Source organism: Flavisolibacter tropicus (genome assembly GCF_001644645.1).
Classification (GTDB): domain Bacteria; phylum Bacteroidota; class Bacteroidia; order Chitinophagales; family Chitinophagaceae; genus Flavisolibacter; species Flavisolibacter tropicus.
The window spans coordinates 2,119,516-2,142,393 of record NZ_CP011390.1 but is presented as its reverse complement, the minus strand read 5'-3'; the positions used below and the strand labels follow the sequence as shown (position 1 = coordinate 2,142,393).

Here is a 22,878-nt window from a genome sequence, read left to right as displayed (position 1 = left end):
TTAGCTCAATTTGTATTCTATAAGCTGAACATTATTTGATCTACAGATGTCGCATAACTGCTCACTAGATGGGTTGTTCTGCATGGAATGTACAATCCATCTATCGCCTATTTTTTTTGTTCCAATTAATAAAGCATTTTCCCAGCCAATTGATCGGTAGTAATAATTTTCTTCAGAACCGCCTTCAAATTTCATCATTAAGGCTGGGGCTTCAATTACCTTAGATGGCATATCATACACTTCGGGTGCTTCATTTCCAAGAATACTGAGGTCTGCAAAATGTTTAGGTAATAGCACTTCGTTTCCAAGAGGATCCACTACAGTTTCTGTGTTGTTCATAGAACAGGGTTGGATAAGGGTTGCAAGATAGAAGGTTGCAAGTGTTACCACTTATAGATTTGGGTGAACTGTTGGTAAAACTGTTTCATACAGCTTATATGTCGGTTGAATGGTTCTAAGTAAAATGAATGATTCAAGTTTTCTTTAAAATATATATCCATATATACCTATCTGTAAAGCTTTAGACTATGCACAAGCATAGTTCTCAGATTACAAATTATTTCCACTTGAAGTTTCTTTTTAAGCAATTCATCCGTATTTGCTTGCACGCGCTGAATGGTGGTTTTACTTTCGTTCACCTTTAATACTAATCTATGCTACAAAGACTGCTTATCCTGATTGCGCTGTTCTCGTTGCCATTTGCTATGCAAGCACAACTGGGCAACTTAATGAACAAGGCGAAGAATAAGGTTAAACAACGTATTGATAATAAAGTAGACAATGCCATGGATAACACCTTGGATGAAGTGGAGGGTAAAGGGAAGGGCAATACTTCCAAATCCAATGAAACCGCTACTAGTAAAACAACTACACCCGGAGATGAAACAACAGAAACTGCTTCTGTTGTTAGTTATACAAAGTTTGACTTTGTACCAGGCGATAAAGTTGTTTATGCTGAAGATTTTGCACAAGACGAAGTTGGCGAATTGCCTGTAGGCTGGAATACGAATAATAGAGGCGAGGTAATTACTTTAAGCAATGCAACAGGCAAGTGGTTGCGGTTGGTTGGCGGTTCTAAATACTTAACAGCTAATAAAGACACGTTCAGCCGCAACTTTACTGTTGAGTTTGATCTTATTTATGATGTAGAACCTAACGGTTATGGATTGCCTACAGTAAATTTTGGTTTTTTAGCAAGCCATACAGATGCCTCAAATGATAATAAGTTTTTGACACAGCCTAATTTATATCAATTAGCAAAGATAGATCTGTTGATAGGGCCTAAGGGTAAAAAAGGATATGCTGAAAATTTTAGGGCACGGTTGTATTCTCATTTGAATAGAGGACAATTCTTTGCATCTGAACTGAAGTCAGTTGATGATTTGGGCAACTATGCCAAGAAGGTGTCCCACGTTGCTATGCAAGTTCAAGGTACGCGCTTGCGTTGTTGGGTAAACAATTTTAAGTTGTACGATCTGCCAATGGCGCTACCTACACAATACGTTTTCAATCAGCTTTTCTTTGAGTTGGAAAGTTCTAACTATAAAGACAATGAGCTGGGCTATTATATTGGCAATATCAAAGTGGCTACTGGTAAACCAGATACGCGTCATAAGTTTTTAGAGGAAGGGAAGTTTAGTACTACAGGTATTTTGTTTGACTTTCAAAGTGCTGTGTTGAAACCTGAATCGTATGGAGTGATAAAGGAAATGGCTACGCTCTTAAAGGAAAATGCAAGCGTTCGCGTAAAGGTGGTAGGCCATACCAGTAGTGATGGCGATGATGCGGCAAATATGGAATTGTCAAAAAAACGCGCAGAGGCTGTTAAAAATGCTTTGGTAAAAGAGTTTTCTATTGATGCATCACGTATCGAGTCAGCAGGCAAAGGCGAGACGCAGCCGGTGGCTGATAATAAAACGCCTGAAGGGAAAATGCAAAATAGAAGGGTCGAGTTTATTAAACTCTAAATCACCTGCAGGAACCGTAGCTCTATGAAACAAATAACAGCCTTACTGATGCTAACCTGCTTGCTGCTAATGACAACAATTGTTGTTCAGGCAAGCAGGGGCAATTGTCAGAAAAAGCCATGTCGCTGCATCAAAAAAGTACAACCGAAAGTTGCTAACAAGGCAATTCAGGATGTATATGTGCAGCCGCTATTTGTTTTCGACTAAATATTAAATCGTGCAATACCAACTAACTGCATTCCTGTTTGGCTGTTTTGCTATGCTGAGCAGCTTTGGACAACCAAATCCTTTTGTATCAATTGCCAACAGAAGCCTCATTAATCCACGACAGACTTTTCCGGGACCTGCAGTCATCTCAGTGGATGCTATTGCAGCTCCTGCTTATCGACTAGGTGCAGCTGAGCGTCCAAGTAGAGTTGTGTTAGAAACCACCAAGCAAGGGAGGCCAATTGAAACATTTTATTTTCCTGGTAAATCGGATAAAAGGGCCTTGGTTATTGGAGGTATGCACGGTTCCGAACTTTCTTCTATTGCTATTGCTAAAATGCTGATTGCGCAACTGGAGGAGGATACTTCAAACTACTACAACGTATTAGTATTGCCTGTGCTTTTCCCAGACAATGCTGCCGCCGCTATGCAGAATCCTTCCCTGATTGGTTCTGCAAATAACATTGGGCGCTATAGCAATGAGCAAATGCCAGATCCTAATCGCCAAATGCCCCCATTAGGTCAATCATTTGATGCCAATAATCCTTTCGATTATGCCGGCCGTATCATCGAGAAAGAAAATCAAATCTTACTCCAGGTAATCCAATCGTTTAAGCCTGATCGGATATTAAATATACATGCCATTAGAGATCCTAGAAATGCAGGAATTTTTGCAGATCCAAGAACTGATGCAAACGGGCAATCATTAGGTTTTGAAACAGATAGTAGTCTGGCTGTAGCAATGGCAGACTTTATTGAAAACCAAGGCGGTTGTGTTTTAGGTAATCAATTAGTGGTAAAGCCTACAGCTATGTATCATAGTGATCATCGTGCCGTACCTGAAGGGACTTTTCAGAAAAGAAATTTTGAAGGATCCCAATTGCCCAATAAGAGAGGGTATGGCGTCTCATTAGGATCTTGGGCTACTACTGCTGTTGCTGATAGTAACGATGGTAGAAATGCTATCCGTTTAATCACAATGGAATTTCCGGGATGTAAGCGTCCTGAAGATTACAAAGACGAGCAACAGCAATTGTGGTGCAAGCAAGAAATTAGTCGTTATACGGCTTCTATTATAAATATCTTCTTACAAAACATTCACGAAGAATAAACAATTACTTATGAAGAAAGCACTTTATCTAACAGCCATGGTGGCTTGGTTCGGTCTTGCCACAAATGCACAGACTACTATTAGTGAACAATTAGTAAAAGGCGCCAAACCTAAAACACAACTAGGACTAAAGGTTGGTTATAACTGGTCCTATTTAACCGGTAGTGAAGATGGTTTTAAACCCGGTAACCAAACAGGTTTTATGGCAGCCATCTTTTTATCGCCAACAAAGAAGAAAACAGGTATGGGATACAGAACGGAAATTGTATTCTCGCGCCAGGGCTATAGCTTCGATGATGGTGGCAAGAACACAGATGTATTGAATGACTATGTATATATGCCGCATCTTACCACGTTTAATATTGGTAAAGTAGTACAGCTGCAAGCTGGTGGTCAGGTAGGTTACTTATTAAAGTCGCGTGGCGAGAGTGCCCAAAAGGATACTACATTAACCGGCTTAATGAACCGCTTTGATTACGGCTTTGTAGGCGGACTGGAAGTGTATCCCTTTAAAGGTATTATTGTTGGTGGTCGCTATAATTTGGGCTTAGGTAAGCTTTATAAGCGCTATGAGTCAACATCTACCACTCCTTATAATCCTTTGCCCTTTAACCCGCAAACAACTGATTTCAAAAACGGCCTCTTCCAACTCTTTGTTGGTTACCGATTTTAAAAACACTAAGGCCCCGCAATCATAAGCGGGGCCTTAGTGTTTTTAATAAAAAAAGCTTTCTGTGAATGTACAATTTCGTGTATTACTACTTGATGCTATATACGCAGAAAGTTTTTGTTAGTTTATAAGGACATTTTTAATGTCCAGTTAATTTAATTTAGTATCCCTCCAATTCTTGGTTCTCTTCCTTTCTTTTATCTCTTCCCCCTCCATTTTACGTCTTTGTAGCTACCCATCTTTTGTGCTCCTCAATGTTCTCTGTGTCACTGTGATTCCCAGGGCGCTGTGGTGTGTACTATGTATTTTATGCCACCATAGGTTCAGGAACTAATGTCTGCAGATTTTTTGAAGAAAGCACCTGCTCAATTTGCACTTGCATAAGTGCCATTTCTTGCTCATCATAATAACGTAAAAGCAATGGACGTAGCGTTACTTCTTCTCTATTTATATTTTCATGTATAACAGTACTGTACTTGTTGAATTGATGTATCAATGCTGCTGTTGCAGTAGCTTTCTCTGAACTGTGTAATAAAAGAGCCTCTGTTTTTTCAAGCAACTTCTGTCCAAGCATTTGATGTACAATCGTGTGGTCCGCAAATGCCTGCACTACACCTGGCTCATATTCTGCCAATGCCGACATTACTACAGACATTGTTTTTGCATGTTGCTTGTCAATGGCTCTTATGGCGTATTTAATTTGATTGTACACCGTCAAAAAGCTTTTCTCTGCACTTCTGTCTAGCACCTTAAGCTCGTTGTCGATGTTTTGAAGTCGCTCTTCGATAATATGGCTCGTTATGGAAAAGGGATTTGGTTTATTTTTCATGATAGCTAGTTTATTAACAAAACAAGGTTTTATTAAATGTGCTTTGTGCTGACGCGCTTAATACGCTGTCGTTAGCACAACCTGCTTTTGTTTACCAAATTTGCTAAATAGATGATCCCTAGGGTAGGTATTCAGGAATGAAAAGGCTAAAGAAGGTAATGGATTGTAAAAAACGGCTATATGATCTGCAGGTGATAGGTTAGGTCGGATGAGCTGAATAGAGGGTGCAGTTGTCTCCCTGCAATACGATTATTTTTAACTAAAAGGCTACTGTTTTTGAAGTCTTGAAAATGCACTCTCTCCGCTTAGTAGCCTTATAAATTAGCTTGGGTTTAATAGAAGAAGGCGCTTAAAATTTAAGCGCCTTCTTTATTGAAAATAAACTGTTCTTATTTACCCATCCATTTTTTAAACTCCGTTACTTTCTCACGGCTCACTAAGGCTTCTTTATCTACTGCAGGTTTTAAGTGTAATAGCAAGCGGTTGCCAAAATAGTCGTGTATTTGATCTACACTGTCAATGGATATGTAGAACGAACGGCTAATGCGGAAATAACGTTGCGGATCCAGCATCTCCTCTAATTCATCCATGGTATAGTCTACTACAAACTTCTTATTGTCTATTGTTTTGAAGAAGTTCAACCTGCCATCGCTGTAGAAGTAGGCAATTTCATCAATGTCTATAGAAACCAGCTTTTGTGCATGCTTTACCAGGAAGCGCTTTCTGTACTCCTTAGGCTGCAGTTTTTGCTGTAGTTCTTTGATCAGGTGATCAATACTCAGGTCCGACTTTTTGTCTTCTTCCTTGTAAATATTTTTAAGCTGTTTGTATTTATTCAATGCAGCTTCCAGGTCTTCTTTCTGTACGGGTTTTAATAAATAGTCAATGCTGTTTACTTTAAATGCTTGCAATGCATACTCGTCGTAAGAAGTAGTGAAGATTACAGGGCTTTTTACCTTGGTCAGATTAAATACTTCAAAGCTTTGGCCATCGGCTAGTTCAATGTCCATTAAGATAAGATCCGGCGTGGGATGATTTTCTAACCAATCAATTGTGCTTCTGATACTATCTGCAATTCCAACGATCTCGGCGGTCTCATCTACAGAATTAATAGTCTTGGTTAGCTTTTTCACTGCTAGTTCTTCATCTTCTACGATTAAAATTTTCATATAAGAGCGTTTTAGAAGGAATTAGGTCCAAAATTGTTATCATTTACAGTCAGCACATGATTCTCCATCATTGGGATCCAAATAAGTGGTAAAATAACAGAAAAGTTTTTTGTATCCACTAAAACCTGGAAACCCGACTGGTTGATAAGATCATATTTTGTTCTGATATTTTCAAGTCCAATCTTAGTAGATATCGGTTTAGACTGCTTTGTTTGCAAGTTGTTATTGACTACTAGTATATTACCAGCGGCCGTAAATATATCAATAATTAAAGGGCTGCTTCTAGAGACAATATTGTGCTTGACCGCATTTTCTACTAATAGTTGAAGGCTGGATGAGGGCAGCACATACTGCTCATAACGCTTATCAACCTCTATGTGCAGTTGCAGTGCCTCCTCGCCATGGCGGGTTTTCAGTAACTGGAAATAGGATTGTATAAAACGCAATTCATTTTCCAGTGTTGTCATGCTGGTTCTGTTGTTGCGCAATAGGTACCGGTATACCTTGCTTAGCTCATTTAAGAATGTTTCAGCTGCTTCCTTATCTTCCGAAATAAGCGAGGATAGGGTATTGAAGCAGTTGAATAAAAAGTGCGGATTTACCTGGCTTTTTAATGAATCAAACTCTTGTTGCAGGCTTAATTGCTGTAGTTGTTCTTTTTCGGCAAGACTGTTTTTCCATTGCTGCAGTGTAAACTCTGATTCTGAAATAATGGTAACAATAAAGGAAAGTGCTATTACCAGGAACGTAGTGGTTCTGAATTGATCACTATCGAAATGGTAGCCTAAAAAATGTATAGCATCGTACCCGTAAAAAAACAGTAGCAGCGTAACAAAAGCTATAGCAGCCTGTACAGCGAACAATAAACCAACACGAAGTCCTGTTTGGTTTACTTCAGCCAATTGCTTGCGTAATTGTTGAATGATAATGATATCTAAAACCAAAACCCTATGGTTATAAAAATGATTACAGGGTAGGAGTACAGTAGCACGTGCGAATCTTTCCAGCTTCCTTCTCCAAACAGGGCATAGTTAACCGCAAACGCAAAAATGGGCAAAGCGCTTAATAAACAGATCCATTCCGATTTGCTGGGTTTTCGCCTTGTCTTCATAGTGCTGTTACTCCTTTGTCTAATATCAAAGGCAATGAAATTACCCGGGTGTTATCAAATGTGTTTATGTTCACAGATTTCTGGAATAGGAGCCAAAACCGGTTGGCTAAGCTTTCTAGTCCCAGGTCACTGTCATACTTTCCTAGCTTTGGCTGTATGCTATTTCTTATCTCCAAATGATTGTCTACATAGCTAATGTTTATTAAAAGCGGTGTAGACTTATTGATTCGGTTACAATTGAAAATGTTCTCCAAGATCATTTGTAAGGTCAAAGGTGGGAGTAGCAGCTTTTTCTTTGACTCAGGTACATCCACAGCCAAATGGAAACCATCGCCATACCGTGCTTTTAATAAAAAATGATAGGAGTGGGTAAAGGCCAGCTCTGTTTCTAACGATACCAATTGGTCCTCGTCATTGCGTAGCAGGTAACGGTATACCTTACTTAGCTCATCTAAAAACTGCTCAGCTTTTTCTTCATCTTCGTAAATAAGGCTGGATAAGGTATTGAGGCTGTTAAAGAGAAAGTGAGGATTTACCTGGCTTTTTAAACCCATCAACTGGCTTTTCCGATACTCCTTCTTTAACTGTTCTGTTTCTTTTAAAGTGGCTTTGTATTTTTCAAAGCGGGAAACCCCTTCATTTAAAAAGGTGAGAAATACATTCAATACCGCTAGCCAAACAAAGCTTTGGATGAAATCCTTCTCGGTAAAACTATAGTCCAGAAAGCCGAAAAGCTCGTAAGCCCTAAGGGTAAGAGATAATACTACCGCAGAGGTGAGTATGAATATGGTGATGGTAAGGAATAGACGTAGGTTTAAAAACTTCTCATCAGAAAAGCGCTGGCGAAGAAAAACAGCCACCGAACCGCATCCTAAAAATACCCCCGCCATAATAATGAAGGTTAAGAAGGTTGCCGATGTAAAAGACCAGAGGCTATTAAAATAGCGTTCCTTAAAAATAAGGCTGTTGATAAGTATGGAATAAGGAAGCATACTGCATAGCAATATGATCCCATCCTTACTGGTATACTTAGGTATCTGGATCTTTAATGCATGCATATAAGTAGTTCAAATTACGCTCTTTTGCCGCTAAAATGTCAGAAAGGTCTGATGGATTGTTTAAATCGTATGATGAATTGTGAAAAATAAGTAATTAATTGGGCAGTATGATATAGCATCTATGATATTTATATGTATAACTAATTAATAAACAATCCTTTTTGCCTTAAGCCTGCTTTTAAATTATCGTATGAACTGTCAATATGGAGGGTGAATACACGTCATCCATAGTTGATAGTTATATGTAGATCCTCTATTTCTAGTGATGAGTAGCGGTTAAACCCGCCTAATTGTACAGTTTACTCCCTATTTCTTCCATCTAACTTCTATTTATCCTGTATATAACTCGCCTCTATATAGAGGCGAGATATATACGAGATATATACGGGTTATATACGGGTTATATACGAGATATTGCAGGTTGAGGGGCGGATAGTTATATTATGTTTCTCTAGGCTACTGTAGGGTATAAATTGATTTTCTTTTTAATGGAGTTGCCGGTTTTGAAGTGAATTGGCGTAAATTTTTATTGAAACTAGGTATGGCAAAACGCTATACAATCTTAAGGCTGAATACATGGGCGGATTTTAAGCAAACAGTTGATGGCTTATCTGATAATTGGGCATATCGTGGACAAGCCAATGCAGATTGGCATTTGGAAAATGCTATTGAACGGACCGATTTTATCAAGCTTTATAAGGGTATTGAGGCCGACTTCCTGGCTGAATTTCAACGCGGTGCTAGAAATTACTTACAAAAAGACCAAACCCCAGAACACCTGATTGAATGGCTGGCCTTGATGCAACATCATGGGGCGCCTACCCGGTTATTAGATTTTAGCAGATCGCCGTTTATCGCTGCTTATTTTGCTTTTGAGCTTAGTTTGCCGCACATCGACCGGTACCTGTCCATTTGGGCGTTTAATACCAACTTTATTCGTTTGCGGGCTTTGGAGATTTTGCAGAGCCAATTTGCGGTAGAGCTGGAGCAAAGTGGAAATCGCATTAATGATATCCTTTTTGAAAAGATTTTTTTCCAAAACAATAGGAGCTTGATTTTCCCGGTTGAGCCTTTTCGAATGAACCGGCGGTATTCATTACAACAATCCATTTTTGTAAGTACAGGCAATTCGTATGAACCGTTTATGAAACAGCTGGAGTTCTTAAAAGACGATATGGAAAAAGCTGTAGTTAAATTAGAGTTGCCTACCGTTTTGCAAAAAGAGGTGCTACGCGATTTACTTAAAATGAATTTGAACCGGGCTAGTTTGTTTCCCGATCTGGATGGTTATGCGGCGTCATTGCGTATGCGCTATAATAGTATGCGATCCAGTGAAGAAATGTTAACGGAGCAGCTTCAAAAAATGGAAAAAAGCCATTTGGGATTGATCCCTTAATTAGCATAAAATCATAGGTTTTTGAGGATTGACAAGCATCAATACTTGTAATTGCTAAGGGTTTTCCTATGTAAAGAAATCGTGAAAGCAATGCAGGAAATAAGCAGTTGTTTTTAACTTGAAGGATGAATTTAAGTCCAATAACCTACAATATGCTTACCATGAAAACATTTTTTGAAAAGTTATTAATACAGTTTGAAATTGTTGCACATCCTGCAGGCGGTTGGTTTAAAGCTGGTGAAATGCAGCAGAAGAGAAGATCTTCTAAATCACAGGCGGCTGCTATCCCTTCCCCTGATTGTTTTAATGTTAGAGGTCGTGCTGCAAAGAAAGGCGTGTACTTACGTCGTACCCCTGCTCCTTAAATACTATTGAACAATATTTTCGCAAACCGTATCTTTAGAATACGGTTTTTTTATGGGTGTTTGGAAACAAATTTCGGAGTATCTCTATTTAAGCAAGCCCGATCCAAATCGGCCTAAAACACAGTGGATCAAATACATGCACGGTATTAACCGTATCAGTATTTTTCTTTTTATTTTAGCGTTGATAATCTTAGCCTTTAAGCTTTTTCTCAAGCATTAGCATGCATAAAGTCGACAACGAGTTGTGCTGCTTTTTCAGAGGCATTGCCACCCTGTTGTAATAGTGACATCAGGCTTTTGTAATCTTGCTGAATTTGTTGCTGTCGGTCCTTATTGTGTAATAAGGCATTTAGTTCCTTGGTAATGTTGTTAGCAGTAAGCTCATGTTGTATCAGTTCTGTAACTACCGGCTTGTTCATTATGAGGTTTACCAGAGAAATGTATTTAATGGTAATTAGCCTTTTTGCAATTTCATAAGAAATAGAAGAGGATTTGTAGCAAACAACCTGCGGTACTCCAAACAAGGCTGTCTCCAGCGTAGCTGTGCCTGAAGTTACTAGAGCAGCCGTAGCTATTGACAATAGCGCGTAGGTTTTGTTTTTTACACTCTTTACTTCTGGATAATTGGCTAAAAACGGCTGGTAATAACTGTCGTCCAGGGAAGTTGCCTTTGCTACTACAAATTGATATTCAGGAAAGGATTTCGTGGCTTCCAGCATGATGGGTAGTTTGGCTGCAAGCTCTTGTTTACGACTTCCTGGTAAAATAGCAATTACCGGTTTAGTATACGAAAGCTCATTTTTGTGTGCGTCCCGGTACTCATTAACCACTTGTACTAACGGATGCCCTACATATTCCACTTTATAGTCCCACTTGGTTTCATAGAACTCACGTTCAAAGGGCAAGATCACCAGCATCTTATCTACTACATTCCGGATCAGTTTTACGCGGCTTTCTTTCCAGGCCCATACTTGCGGCGAAATGTAATAAATTACTTTAAAGCCTTGTTCCTTAGCCCATTTGGCAATGCGCAGGTTGAACCCAGGATAGTCAATTAATATCAGTACATCGGGCCTAAAGGCCAGTACATCTTGTTTGCAGAACTTCAGGTTCTGCATAATGGTAGGAAGGTTTTTAACTACCTCTATAAATCCCATAAAGGCAAGGTCGCGGTAGTGTTTTACTACAGCACCACCTGCTAGTTGCATCAGATCACCACCCCAGGCACGAATATTAGCCGCCTTATCCAGTTTTCGAAGCTCTTTGATTAAGTTGCTGCCATGCAAATCGCCCGATGCTTCACCGGCTATAATATAGTATTTCATACTGCTGGTCGATAGTTGAATGTTCTCTATAAAGTTACCATTGCCCTAAACAAATTAGATCAAATCTGGTAGTATCAATGTTGGTATTAAAGGATCATTTTAAGTAAAAGGAAAACGATACCATAAAATACAGTGATGCCAAATACACCTTTGGCAGTTTGGTATTTGCCACTGTTTATGTAAATGGTAAATAAGCCAATGTTAGCTACTAAGCACCACGCGGCTAAAAAGGTAAGTAGGCGGCTTTCTGTTTTCACCACTCCTAAAAACTCGGTAAAGTCGTAATAGGAAAAGCGTAAAAAATAAATAAATAGAAAAACAGCAAATGGTACCAGTAGGGCCAGAATGATGCCTAGTGGTAGCTTATCCTTTGCCAGAAAGAAAGTTCCAGTCTTTTTCAAGTTTCTCTTTTAGTTTATAGTGGGTAAGATCAAATTGTACAGGTACCAGGCTTACATAATTATTAGCTAGTGCCCATACATCGGTATCGGTTCCTTCGTCGAAGTTAACAAACTCGCCGGTAAGCCAATAATACTTGCGGCCATGAGGATCCTCTCTTTCTAAAAAGTCTTCTTCATATTTAGCATAAGCCTGTCGGCAGATCTTCACACCTTTAATTTCTTCAGGCTTACCAATAGGGAAGTTGACATTCAAAACAGTATGCTTATCAACATTTGTTTGCAGCATTTGTTCTACAATCAGGCGAGCATATTTTCGTGCCGCAGAAAAGTCAGCTTCCAGGCTATAGTCCAACAATGAAAACCCGATCGATGGAATGCTTTCAATGGCTGCTTCTACCGCAGCGGACATTGTACCAGAATAAATAACATTAATACTATGGTTGGCGCCATGGTTTATACCGCTTATGCAGATATCTGGCTTTTGATGTAAGATTTTATCTACAGCCAGCTTCACACAGTCCACTGGAGTGCCTGTACACTGATAAGCTTCTATACCTTCAAAAAAGTTTACCTTATGTAATCGTAGTGGCAGTCCAATAGTAATGGCATGTCCCATACCCGATTGCGGTTTGTCTGGAGCCACCACTACTACTTTCCCTAAATCTCTAACGGCTTCAACTAAATTACGAATGCCAGGTGCGGTTATTCCGTCATCGTTGGTTACTAATATTACGGGCTCTTTCTTTTCTGCCATACTCAAATCGTTTATCAATCTGTTTGCAATATAACTGCATTTTTTATGCCTTATAAAAGATGTGTTGTATATCTAAATAAATTAGTATTTTGCGGCTAAATAAATTAGCGCTATGTCAATTGCCAATAAAAACATGAAGTATCTGCGGAAGTTGCGCGGCTGGACACAAGAAGAATTTGCTAACAAACTGCGCATTAAACGTTCATTGTTGGGAGCATATGAAGAAGAACGTGCCGACCCTCGTATGGATGTCTTAGAAGCTGTTGCAGATATGTTCAAACTTACATTGGATGAATTACTTCGTAAAGATATTAGCGAAAGTAAAGGCAGTTATATCTCAAAACGCCGATCACAGAAGCTGGCAGCTGGGCGTGCCGATATTCCGTTCGTGCCAGTAAAGGCAGCGGCCGGTTATCTGGCAGGTTTTGCCGACCCAGAGTTTGTTGACGAATTGAACACATTCACTCTTCCCATGCTTGGTGGTGGTGATTATCGGGCATTTGAAATTGTAGGCGACTCCATGATGCCAACACCCAGCGGATCTGTGATTGTAGGGGAGCGCGTAGAAAACCTGGATGATGTAAAGAATAACAATACTTATATAGTTGTTTCAAAAACAGAGGGAATTGTTTATAAGCGGATGATGCGGAATAATCGCTCAAAAGCTAAATATATGTTGGTAAGTGATAATCCGGCCTACCAGCCTTACTCAGTTAATTCAGAAGATATTTTGGAAGTATGGCAAGCGCAAATGATCCTGACCAAGGCTAATACACAACAGCGTTGGGATGTTGGCCAATTGGCGAACCTTGTAACCAACTTACAGCAACAAGTAAGCGTTTTAAAGAAAAAAATGAACTAAGTTTCAAAAATAAATTGGCAACGGCTTCTGGTTTCAGAAGCCGTTTTTTTTATATTTAATGCTTCCAATACTGCTTGAATGACTTTAAGACTGCTTACGCTAACCATATTGCTTATATCTGTGTCATATGGATTTGCGCAAACAAAAAATACATCCGCCCTGAAAATAGCTGCTGCCCCTAAAATAGATGGCCGGCTAGATGACGAGGCTTGGAATAGTGCACCTGTGGCTTCACATTTTGTGCAGAATTATCCTACATATAATGCACCGCTTACTAATCAAACTGAAGTACGCCTACTATATGATAATGATGCTATTTACGTTGGTGCTTTTTTACAAGATAACCCGGCTTTAATTCGTAAACAGCTGACCTCCCGCGATGGTGAGCAACAACAAGATGTAGATTATTTCTCCGTCTTTTTTGATACCTATAACGACCACCAAAATGGGTTTCAGTTTTTGGTTACTAGTGCTAATGTGCAAACAGATGCTAAAGTAACGCCCAGTAGCACAGGTAGCTTTGGCAACTTTGGTGATAAATCCTGGGATGCTGTATGGGAGAGTAAAACCACCATAGGCGATAAAGGCTGGTTTGTAGAAATGCGTATTCCTTATATCTCATTGCGCTTTGCTAAAAAAGAGGTGCAAACATGGGGCGTACAGTTCTTGCGCTTTTCGCGCCGTAATAATGAAACAGCGTTTTGGAATGCGGTTGATCCAAAAGTGAATGGCTTTGTAAATCAGTTTGGGAAATTGGTTGATCTAAAAGAAATACAACCTCCTTTACGTTTAAGCTTTTCACCATATGTATCCAGCGGCGTTCGCTTTAATGAATCAGGTTCTAAGAAAAATGCAGAATGGCTGCGTAGCGGAGGCGCAGATGTGAAATGGGGCATCAATGAAAGTTTTACACTGGATGCTACATTGATTCCGGATTTCGGACAAGTAGTTTCTGATAATGTTATAAATAATCTGACACCTTTTGAGCAACGCTTCCAGGAAAATCGTCCCTTCTTTACAGAGGGTACTGAACTGTTTAATAAGTCCGGTTTATTCTATTCAAGGCGCATTGGTGCACGTCCTTCTGGCTACAGCAAGATAGAAAGCTATTATGGTGATCCTGAGGCATATGCAATCAAAAAAAATCCAACATTAACTCAGTTGTACAATGCGGTTAAACTATCCGGCCGTACAGAAAAGAAGTTGGGTGTTGGTGTATTTAACGCAGTAGCAGCACCTATGCATGCGCGGGTCCATGAGTTGGCGTCAAACAGTGATACATCCATCCAAACAGAGCCGCTTTCCAATTATAACATCGTTGTCCTGGATCAAGCGTTGAAAGGCCGATCTTCTGTTACATTTACTAATACCAACGTAATACGCAATGGCGCTGCACGCGATGCTAACGTATCTGCCTTTGATTGGGCACTATACACTAAAAATAATAGGCATGCACTAACAGGTACACTGCGTTATAGTAAGATATTTGGTTATACACCCTACAGTAGTGCCTATTTCTTAAACACGGATACGACTACTATAAATGGCCGCCGATATCTGAATCCTTACGATGGTTTTTCTGGTACGCTGCGTGCAGCTAAAGTAGGAGGCAAGTTCCGCTACAGCGCTTCTGTAGGTGTAGAATCGGATAAATATGATCCGAATGACTTGGGCTATTTACAGGCGCCCAATGAAGTAGTTGCACAAGCATCAGTTTCGTATAGTGAGTTTGCTCCCAAACGCCACTTACTCAATTATAGCTACAGTTTAAACTACAACCGTATAGCCTATTATAAACCTAATTTGTTTTCCTATGCGGAAATTTCAGCTAGAGGCTTTTGGCTGTTCAAGAATTTTTGGGATTTAAGTGCATCTGCTGTTTTACAACCAGAAGGAGAAACATCACTGTTTGAGCTGCAAACAAATGGCTATCGCCTGAAAAAACCTTGGGCATTTTATACGGTTGCCAGCGGAAGTACAGATAGCCGTAAGCGATGGTTTGTAAATTATGAATTTGTTTTTGCAGAAGGAGCTTCTGTATACAAGCCTTATTTTAAAACACAAGTTGGTTTACGGTATCGTTTTAGCGATAAGTTTACGTTAAGTGCAGATGTTGATAGACAACACGACAATCTTCAAATTGGCTATGCTTTTTTACGTGAAAGCAATGGCGCTCCAATCGTAGGTTATCGCGATTATAAAGATGTTACAACTGTGTTTACTGGTACATACAATTTTACCTCACGCATGAACCTTTCTGTACGCTCTCGTCATTATTGGAGCAAGGTAAACTATTTGAGCTTTTACAATGTGGATGCTAAAGGGCAACAAATACCCCGTGCGTTCATTAATGGGCAAGATCAAAACTTTAACCTCTATAACCTAGATGCTTTCTTTACTTGGGACTTTCGCTTAGGTAGCCGCATTATTGCTGGTTGGAAAAACTGGTTGGGTGGAGAAGATATAGATGGCCAACGGTACAACAATTACTTTAAAAATTTCAACCAGTCCTTTAATGTATCACATGGTAACGAGGTGACGTTACGGTTCATTTATTTCCTGGACTATAATCAATTACGCCGCAAGCATTAATGAAGGTGATAAATGTCCTTTGCTGTACGAAAGGTGTTGCAATGGGCTTCTACAATCACTTTTACATCTGGTGAGTAGCCTCCGCCCATAGCTACAACACAGGGAATACCTCGCTGTTTCAATTGCTCAAAAACAAAGGCATCCCTTTGCTGGCATCCTGCGGTTGTGACCTTTAATTTGCCAAACTTATCGGTCTCTAAAATGTCTACACCTGATAAGTAAAGTGCAAAATCAGGCTTTTGTTCATTTAATACTTTGGGTAAAGCATGATGTAAAATATCCATGTAAGTTTTAGTGTCAGTTCCATCTTCCAGTGCAATATCCCAATCGCTCTTTTCTTTGTGAAAAGGATAGTTGTGACGTCCGTGAATGCTTAGCGTAAATACATTCTGGTTGTTTTCAAATAGTTTGGCTGTTCCATTGCCCTGGTGTACATCAAGGTCAATAATAACAATCTTCTTGGCTAAGTTCTTTTTCAATAAAAAATTAGCGGTTACAGCAAAGTCGTTCAACAAGCAGAATCCTTCTCCTTTATCAGCAAAAGCATGATGTGTGCCACCTGCTACATTCATGGCTACACCCGCATCTATAGCAAAATAACAACAATCTATAGTGCCTTGAGTAATCACCCATTCCCGCTCCGTAAGCTGTGGAGATTGAGGAAAGCCAATGCGTCGTTGTTCTGAAGTAGAAAGTGTTTGGTGCTTTAATTTGTTTATATATTCTTCTGTATGTGTCCATCGAATAATCGTATCATCACAAGGGATTGGAGCAAATAGATTGTTTTGCGATATAGTGCCTTCATATAATAATTGCCCGGGTATTAACTCGTACTTAAGCATAGGAAAGCGGTGACCTTCTGGTAAAGGATGAGCGTAAATAGGGTGGTAAGCTATATGCAATAATGCCATTAGTACGTTAGAGTTTTATCAATGATTTTTCTACAATAGCATACACGTCATCTTTTCGAGAAGGTTGAATGCTGGCTAACCCAGTAAACTTACCAAAAGCGGGTAATATGCAATAGGTTGAAGTAAAGTAAAAACAGGGAAAACGTAGAGATTGTTTCCCTAGTCCATTAATAACTACTCCAGGATGTAAATGTCCTGTAAACGTATAGTTCTCAGGGTGTATGTCATTGTTATCGTGTGTAAAACAGAAGTTGTGTAAGTAAAGATCTTTTTCAATAACATCCACACCTGCATCACTATACCATTGGTCTTGTAATATATCATGATTGCCTCTTATCAACTTAATGGTTACATCAGAAATGTCATTTCGCCAACGCTTGAATAAATCAAGCTCTAAGTTATTGGTGCTATGAAAAAAATCACCTACAACAATCAGTTGTGTGGGATGGAAATATTGAATGAGATGCATCAGTCGCTGCATATCTTCCTTCATCACTCCTTGTGGAATAGGTATGCCCGCTTTGCGAAAATGCCCGCTCTTGCCTAAATGTAAATCAGATAAGACTAATGCTTTTTCTTCTTCCCAGAAAAGTATTTTCTCAGAGGAAAGCCAAAAGTGATGGCCATTGATTTTATGCAAAAGAGGTGGCTGCATGTACGGCTGCAAATTTACGCCCGCACTAAAGCATGATTTGTTAATAAATCCCATTCACGCGCCCCTTTATAGGTCGGGAGCGTGCTGAGCCTATTTATCATTTCTCCAACTGCTGCTGCATGCGACGTACGCGGTCTTCCAGTTTCTCTGATGTCAGGTTCTCCCGCATGCTATCAACTTTAATAGGGAAGCAGAACGGCGTCAGTCTTTGAGGAAATGTAAGAATGATCTTGGACTGCTGTATGCGCTCCAGCATATCGCGCAGGCGCATTTCTTCCATTTGTTGATCAAACACCTCTTGGTAAGCCTGGCGTATTAAAACATTGCCAGGTTCGTACTCGTTAAATACATTAAATAATAAACCCGCTGAAGCCTGTAAGTGTCGCTGCTTTTTGTATTCGCCCGGATAGCCTTGAAAAATAAGACCACCAATTACAGCAATATCTCTAAATTTTCGTTTCGCCATTTCTGTGGAGTTTACGCTGCGTTGAATGTCATCTAATAAATTGTCTAGTGAGAACAATTGATATACATTACTGTCATCAACAGGTATAGGCTGATCACTCAACAGCTCAAAGCCGTAATCATTCATGGCAATCGAAAACGTAATTGGCGTCAGTTTAGAAATGCGATAGGCAAGTAGGGCTGCCATGGCCTCATGAACCAATCGTCCTTCAAATGGATATACAAAAAGATGAAAGCCGTCTGCTGTTTCTATCTGTTCAATAAGCAATTCGTTAGAGCGAGGAATATGAGAAAGACGTTCTTGTACTTCAAATAATACCATCAAGGCCTGTAGCTCCACATCGTCAGATAACACGCCTTCTAGGATTTGCGCACCTGCCTCGTTCAATTTTTCTCTTAAGATCTTTCCCAGGCTTTGAGAAAGAGGGAGGCGTCCGCCCAGCCAGCTTGGAACAACCGATTTCTTAGCATTGGATTTCTTTACTAGTACAGTCATGTCCTTGATCATGATCAGCTCTAGATTTCTACCTGCTAACGTAAATGTGTCGCCAGGCTCTAGGCGGGAGATAAAGTATTCTTCTATCACACCAATATAGCCACCTGTCATGAACTTTACCTTGATCATAGCATCACTTACGATCGTTCCAATATGCATACGGTGGCGCATGGCAATGCGGCGACTGGTAATGCGGTAAACACCATTTTCTACTTCTGCTTTTTTGTATTCATCATACTGCTGCAAGGCATTGCCTCCCACGGTAATAAAGTGCAACATCTCTTGCCATTCATCTTCGGTAAGCTCTTGGAAGCAATTTGTAGCTTTAACTTCTTGGAATAATGCATCTGAAACAAAGCCTTCAGAAATGGCCAGTGTGCACAAATACTGTATCAGCACATCATAACAAAGCAATAATGGCTCGCGACTTTCAATCGTAGTTTCTGCAACCGCAGCTTTTAGGGCCGCTGCTTCAATGAGTTCCAGTGAGTGCGTAGGCAAGAAGTAAATACGACTAACAGCATCTGGTTGGTGACCACTACGTCCGGCACGTTGTAAAAAGCGAGCTACTCCTTTGGGAGAGCCTACTTGAATTACGGTTTCCACTGGGCGAAAGTCTACACCAAGATCTAGAGATGCAGTACAAACAACCGCTTTCAACTTGCCTTCATGCAGCGCTTCTTCAACCCAGGTGCGCAATTCCATTTCTATAGAACCATGATGCAGTGCAATAAGACCTGCTAACTCAGGTGCTATATTGAGTAAGGTCTGGTACCAGAGCTCACTCATTCCACGGGTATTGATAAAAATGAGTGTGGTACGGCTGTTTTCAATAATCGGTAATACTTTCTTCGCTAACTTAATTCCTAAGTGACCTGCCCAGGGATACTTTTCAATTTCATCCGGTAGGATTGATTCAATCTCTATTTGCTTATGAATATTAGCGCGTACAATAATGCCTTTAGCCGTTGGGTTTACCAATTGAAGAGGATGTAGCAAAACATCCATTGCTTGGTTCAGGTTTCCTATGGTTGCACTGATGCCCCATATAGAGAAGTTGGTAGTTGGTAGTTGATAGTTGGCAGCTACTTTTTCTTGCCTTTTTCTTTTCCCTTTTACCTCTCCATCCGTCATCTCTAAACTGACATCTCTCAACTGTTGACTGACTAATCCACAAATACGACTCAACGCCAACTCTACCTGCACACCACGCTTGCTACCCATTAATTCATGCCATTCATCTGCGGCTATGATCTTCAGATCTTTCAGTACTTCTGGATACCCTTTCTGTGCTAATAAGAGATGCAGGCTTTCGGGTGTAATAATGAGAGCTTCCGGCATTTGTCTTTTTTGTTTTTGCCGATCACTAACACTGGTATCGCCATTACGAATTCCCACTTGCCAACTCATGCCTAATTCGGCTATCACATCTTCCATGGCCCGGCCTATATCTTTTGCTAAAGCACGTAGGGGTGTGATCCAAAGTAACTGTAGGCCGTTCTTTGCTTTTGCTTTGTAATTATCAGGGTGTTGATTGATAAATTGAATTAGCGCTCCTAAGAATACAGAGAAGGTTTTACCGGTTCCGGTAGGCGCATTTACCAATCCACTTCTCCCTTCATTTATATATGCCCACGCTTCTTCCTGGAAAGCAAACGGACGAAAGTCTTTTTGTGCCAACCAGTCCTTTATTACGTGATATCCTTTTGTGTCGTGTAATTTCATTTTTGTCCGTAGATCTCCAATATCTGTTTCAGATCATACAAGGTATTAATTTCTTCAGGTTTCTTGTCGTGGCGCCAGCGCAAGATGCGTGGAAATCGTAAGGCCACTCCCGACTTATGACGGCTGGATGCGGCTATTCCCTCAAAGGCCAACTCAAAGACCAGTTCAGGCTTTACTGTACGTACAGGACCAAACTTTTCAATAGAGTTTCGTTTTACAAATGCATCAACCTGTGCAAACTCTTTATCGGTGAGGCCAGAGTAAGCCTTTGTAAACGTTACCAGTTTATCGCCATCACGTACAGCAAACGTATAATCAGTGTATAAATTGCTTCTTCTTCCTGAACCCTTCTGCGCATACACCATCACGGCATCAATCGTTAATGGATCTACTTTCCACTTCCACCAATCTCCACGCTTACGTCCTACCTGGTAGGTTGATGATTTCTTTTTTAGCATAAAGCCTTCAGCACCCATTTCACGGGATGTATTGCGTAAGGCTGCCAATTCATCCCAAGTATCAAAACTGACAACAGGCGAAAGGATTAGTGCGGGATGGTTAAAGCCAATGATCAATTCTTCTAGCTTGGCGCGTCGCTCTTCTAATGGCCGCGTGCGCCAGTCTTCTCCCTCATATTCCAATAAGTCGTAAGCAAAGAAGGCAATTGGCGCTTCCTGCAATTGCTTCTTGGTTATATTCTTACGGCCAATGCGTGTTTGCAATATGGCGAAGGGGAGTGGCTTTTGATCAATACTAGGAATGATCTCTCCATCTAAAGCAATGCCATTGGGTAGTACTTCTTGCAAAGAATGATATTCAGGAAACTTTTCTGTCATTAACTCTTCACCTCTGCTCCATACAAACAGTTCTCCCTGGCGTTTAATGATCTCGCCACGTATACCATCCCATTTCCATTCTACTTGCCAGTCGTTAGGATCTCCCAATGTATGCGGATCTTCTTCCAGTGCATAAGCTAGATAGAATGGATAAGGTTTTGATACATCGCTAGTATGTGCTTCTTCCCCTAGCAATTCATCATACGTAATTGTAGACGGATCCCAGTTGCCACTGATACGATGCGCAATAACGGAAGGTTCTGCTTCAACGGTCTTTGCCAATGCATTGACCATTAGTTTTTGCGATACACCAATGCGGAAGTTTCCTGTAATAAGTTTATTGAATACAAAGCGTTCACTACTGGTCATCTCAGCCCAGGATTCTTTTATAAATGCTTTTCGTATTGCCTCATCTTCTTTTTCCAACCGCTTCAATTCTTCTATGTAATAGTAAAGAGGTCGTTCATCTTGACGCTTTTCCTTGATCTCAGCTTCGTTGTCAGGCAGTAAGAGGGCTATGGTTTCTCCTAAGTCACCCACGGTATGCCAGCACTCATCAAACATCCAAAAAGGTATTTGTGCTACTTCCACACAATAAGTGGCCAATTGCGTAGAATTAACGGCTCGTTTAGGGCGCCTGCCGGAAAAGATAGCAATAGTCCAGACTTTATCTTTTTCGTCAGCTATTGAGAAATAGTCAACCAGAGCATCCAGTTTATCATTGGTTTTAGTAGTTGTTCCTATTTTCATCACCAACTCTGCAAACTGGCCAATGCCACTTCTTTCTTTTTCTGAAGAAGAGTGTGAAAGTGTTAATGCTGAATTTTCTTCTCTCATCTTCTGTTCTTTATTAGTTGCGCCATTATTACTAAATACCTGTGCTTGCTATTCCTCCCCTTCAGGGAGGCTAGGATGGGCATCTTCTTCATCATTACCAAATTCTGTTCTCACTTCTTTAGCGTTGATGCCAACCTCATTGAGATATCGCCCAAAGGCGGCGGTAAAACCATGCGTAACGTAAACTTGCTCCGCTTGCGTAGCTTTTATAGCGGTAATCAATCCTTCCCAGTCGGCATGATCACTTAAAGCAAAACCAGCATCTGCGTTACGGCGACGCATGTTGCCGCGCACCTGCATCCAGCCACTGCATATGCCAATGCTTAGCGGACCAAACTTCTTCAGCCAGGATGATCCTTCAGCACTTGAGGGGGCAATTACAACACTATTCTTCAACCACTCTTTTGGCGTGTCAGCGGAAACCCGGTGCACTTCAGGAAGTTTAATACCTGCATTCACCAATGCCATATGTACATTATATACGGCACCGTGTACAAGTATGCGATCGGTTACTGCTGATAATGCTGGCAATAAGCGTTGTGCCTTGCCTAAACTATAAGCAAACAGAATAGAAGATTTTCCTGCTTCCTTGTTTCGCAAAACCCATTGTAGAATATTGCTGAATATATCTTCCTGTTTCTTCCAGTGATAAATGGGGAGTCCAAACGTACACTCAGAAATAAAGTGTTGACATTTTACGGGTTCAAACTGTCCGCTCAATCCATCATTCTCTAATTTATAATCACCGCTGATCACCCATACTTCGCCATTGTGCTCCACCCGTATTTGTGACGATCCAATAATATGTCCTGCCGGGTGTAATGATACACGCACGCCATTCATATATACTGTTTGATTCCAGCCTGTTGATTGGTAATTGCCGGGTCCAAGGCGGAGTCTTAACAACGGCTTTGTATCGTTGTGACAGAGATAGCTCTTGCTGCCCCAGTGGGCATGGTCGCTGTGTGCATGCGTTATAACAGCACGCTCCACCGGGCGCCAGGGATCAATATAAAAGTCACCAGCACGGCAATACAGACCACAATCAGAGAATTCAATTAAGGGCATTGCTATAATTTACTAAATAAGCGAACCATAAACGATGCCAGAACCCCCTGTTCCCCGACGGGGGAACT

General features: G+C 40.5%; 22 protein-coding genes. 9 read left to right on the top strand and 13 right to left on the bottom strand.

All coding sequences use genetic code 11. The annotated features are described in order from the left end of the window. Positions 1-339 carry a hypothetical protein gene (locus tag SY85_RS09000; RefSeq protein ID WP_066403732.1) on the bottom strand — a complete coding sequence of 113 codons (339 nt, stop codon included), beginning with the start codon at positions 337-339 and terminating at the stop codon, positions 1-3. 314 nt (positions 340-653) lie between these two features. On the opposite strand from SY85_RS09000, the gene SY85_RS08995 reads away from it, so the two are divergent. The 4 genes from SY85_RS08995 to SY85_RS08980 are packed head-to-tail and all read left to right on the top strand — an operon-like array spanning position 654 to position 3,958. Beyond that, a complete protein-coding gene (locus SY85_RS08995) occupies positions 654-1,967 on the top strand; it encodes an OmpA family protein (protein ID WP_066403730.1) in 1,314 nt (437 codons plus the stop codon). 24 nt (positions 1,968-1,991) lie between these two features. Next, complete coding sequence (locus SY85_RS08990) at positions 1,992-2,174, top strand: hypothetical protein (RefSeq protein ID WP_066403727.1); 183 nt, start codon at positions 1,992-1,994, stop codon at positions 2,172-2,174. A gap of 10 nt (positions 2,175-2,184) precedes the next feature. Next, the gene (locus SY85_RS08985; protein ID WP_066403725.1) at positions 2,185-3,285 is read left to right on the top strand and encodes a M14 family metallopeptidase; all 1,101 of its coding nucleotides are present in this window, start codon (positions 2,185-2,187) and stop codon (positions 3,283-3,285) included. Between the two features lie 10 nt (positions 3,286-3,295). Beyond that, on the top strand, positions 3,296-3,958 hold the full coding sequence (locus tag SY85_RS08980; RefSeq protein WP_066403723.1) for an outer membrane beta-barrel protein: 663 nt from the start codon (positions 3,296-3,298) through the stop codon (positions 3,956-3,958). 304 nt (positions 3,959-4,262) lie between these two features. Here the strand turns inward: SY85_RS08980 and SY85_RS08975 are convergent, their stop codons facing one another. From SY85_RS08975 to SY85_RS08960, 4 genes are all read right to left on the bottom strand, one after another. Beyond that, positions 4,263-4,784 (bottom strand): hypothetical protein, encoded by a 522-nt coding sequence (locus tag SY85_RS08975; RefSeq protein WP_066403722.1) that lies wholly within the window; start codon positions 4,782-4,784, stop codon positions 4,263-4,265. Positions 4,785-5,173: 389 nt separating this feature from the next. Beyond that, complete coding sequence (locus tag SY85_RS08970) at positions 5,174-5,953, bottom strand: LytR/AlgR family response regulator transcription factor (protein WP_066403720.1); 780 nt, start codon at positions 5,951-5,953, stop codon at positions 5,174-5,176. An 11-nt stretch (positions 5,954-5,964) separates the two neighbouring features. Continuing rightward, positions 5,965-6,897 carry a sensor histidine kinase gene (locus SY85_RS08965; protein ID WP_066403718.1) on the bottom strand — a complete coding sequence of 311 codons (933 nt, stop codon included), beginning with the start codon at positions 6,895-6,897 and terminating at the stop codon, positions 5,965-5,967. Between the two features lie 163 nt (positions 6,898-7,060). Next, positions 7,061-8,122 (bottom strand): sensor histidine kinase, encoded by a 1,062-nt coding sequence (locus SY85_RS08960; protein WP_066403715.1) that lies wholly within the window; start codon positions 8,120-8,122, stop codon positions 7,061-7,063. A 541-nt stretch (positions 8,123-8,663) separates the two neighbouring features. Here SY85_RS08960 and SY85_RS08955 point away from each other — a divergent pair. The 3 genes from SY85_RS08955 (at position 8,664) to SY85_RS26165 (ending at position 10,103) form a co-directional block, all read left to right on the top strand. After that, positions 8,664-9,518, top strand: a complete 855-nt coding sequence (locus tag SY85_RS08955) for an FRG domain-containing protein (RefSeq protein ID WP_066403713.1) — start codon at positions 8,664-8,666, stop codon at positions 9,516-9,518. Positions 9,519-9,679: 161 nt separating this feature from the next. After that, entirely contained in the window at positions 9,680-9,883 is a 204-nt protein-coding gene (locus SY85_RS08950) for a hypothetical protein (RefSeq protein ID WP_148661141.1), read from the top strand. 52 nt (positions 9,884-9,935) lie between these two features. Continuing rightward, positions 9,936-10,103 carry a DUF6728 family protein gene (locus tag SY85_RS26165; RefSeq protein WP_335583201.1) on the top strand — a complete coding sequence of 56 codons (168 nt, stop codon included), beginning with the start codon at positions 9,936-9,938 and terminating at the stop codon, positions 10,101-10,103. Here SY85_RS26165 and lpxB read toward each other — a convergent pair. From lpxB to surE, 3 genes are all read right to left on the bottom strand, one after another. Continuing rightward, the gene (gene lpxB, locus SY85_RS08945; RefSeq protein ID WP_066403710.1) at positions 10,093-11,208 is read right to left on the bottom strand and encodes a lipid-A-disaccharide synthase; all 1,116 of its coding nucleotides are present in this window, start codon (positions 11,206-11,208) and stop codon (positions 10,093-10,095) included. The genes SY85_RS26165 and lpxB overlap by 11 nt on opposite strands. 86 nt (positions 11,209-11,294) lie before the next feature. Further along, positions 11,295-11,609, bottom strand: coding sequence for a hypothetical protein (locus tag SY85_RS08940; protein ID WP_066403708.1), 315 nt, complete (start codon positions 11,607-11,609; stop codon positions 11,295-11,297). Continuing rightward, positions 11,572-12,363: a 5'/3'-nucleotidase SurE gene (surE, locus tag SY85_RS08935; RefSeq protein ID WP_066403707.1), complete on the bottom strand. Its 792-nt coding sequence runs from the start codon at positions 12,361-12,363 to the stop codon at positions 11,572-11,574. Before surE ends, SY85_RS08940 begins: the two co-directional genes overlap by 38 nt. A gap of 112 nt (positions 12,364-12,475) precedes the next feature. On the opposite strand from surE, the gene SY85_RS08930 reads away from it, so the two are divergent. Continuing rightward, on the top strand, positions 12,476-13,225 hold the full coding sequence (locus tag SY85_RS08930) for an XRE family transcriptional regulator (RefSeq protein ID WP_066403704.1): 750 nt from the start codon (positions 12,476-12,478) through the stop codon (positions 13,223-13,225). A 78-nt stretch (positions 13,226-13,303) separates the two neighbouring features. Then, a complete protein-coding gene (locus tag SY85_RS08925; protein WP_082886343.1) occupies positions 13,304-15,817 on the top strand; it encodes a DUF5916 domain-containing protein in 2,514 nt (837 codons plus the stop codon). Here the strand turns inward: SY85_RS08925 and SY85_RS08920 are convergent. The 5 genes from SY85_RS08920 to SY85_RS08900 all read right to left on the bottom strand — a co-directional run bounded on the left by SY85_RS08920 (position 15,814) and on the right by SY85_RS08900 (position 22,810). Further along, entirely contained in the window at positions 15,814-16,728 is a 915-nt protein-coding gene (locus SY85_RS08920) for a histone deacetylase family protein (RefSeq protein ID WP_066403694.1), read from the bottom strand. The two genes, SY85_RS08925 and SY85_RS08920, sit on opposite strands and share 4 nt — an antisense overlap. A gap of 7 nt (positions 16,729-16,735) precedes the next feature. Beyond that, positions 16,736-17,383 (bottom strand): ligase-associated DNA damage response endonuclease PdeM, encoded by a 648-nt coding sequence (gene pdeM, locus SY85_RS08915; RefSeq protein ID WP_066409521.1) that lies wholly within the window; start codon positions 17,381-17,383, stop codon positions 16,736-16,738. A gap of 97 nt (positions 17,384-17,480) precedes the next feature. After that, the gene (locus tag SY85_RS08910) at positions 17,481-20,069 is read right to left on the bottom strand and encodes a ligase-associated DNA damage response DEXH box helicase (RefSeq protein ID WP_066403690.1); all 2,589 of its coding nucleotides are present in this window, start codon (positions 20,067-20,069) and stop codon (positions 17,481-17,483) included. Beyond that, on the bottom strand, positions 20,066-21,742 hold the full coding sequence (locus tag SY85_RS08905) for an ATP-dependent DNA ligase (protein ID WP_082886342.1): 1,677 nt from the start codon (positions 21,740-21,742) through the stop codon (positions 20,066-20,068). Before SY85_RS08905 ends, SY85_RS08910 begins: the two co-directional genes overlap by 4 nt. Before the next feature lie 48 nt (positions 21,743-21,790). After that, positions 21,791-22,810, bottom strand: a complete 1,020-nt coding sequence (locus SY85_RS08900) for a ligase-associated DNA damage response exonuclease (RefSeq protein ID WP_066403688.1) — start codon at positions 22,808-22,810, stop codon at positions 21,791-21,793. Positions 22,811-22,878: the final 68 nt, after the last annotated feature.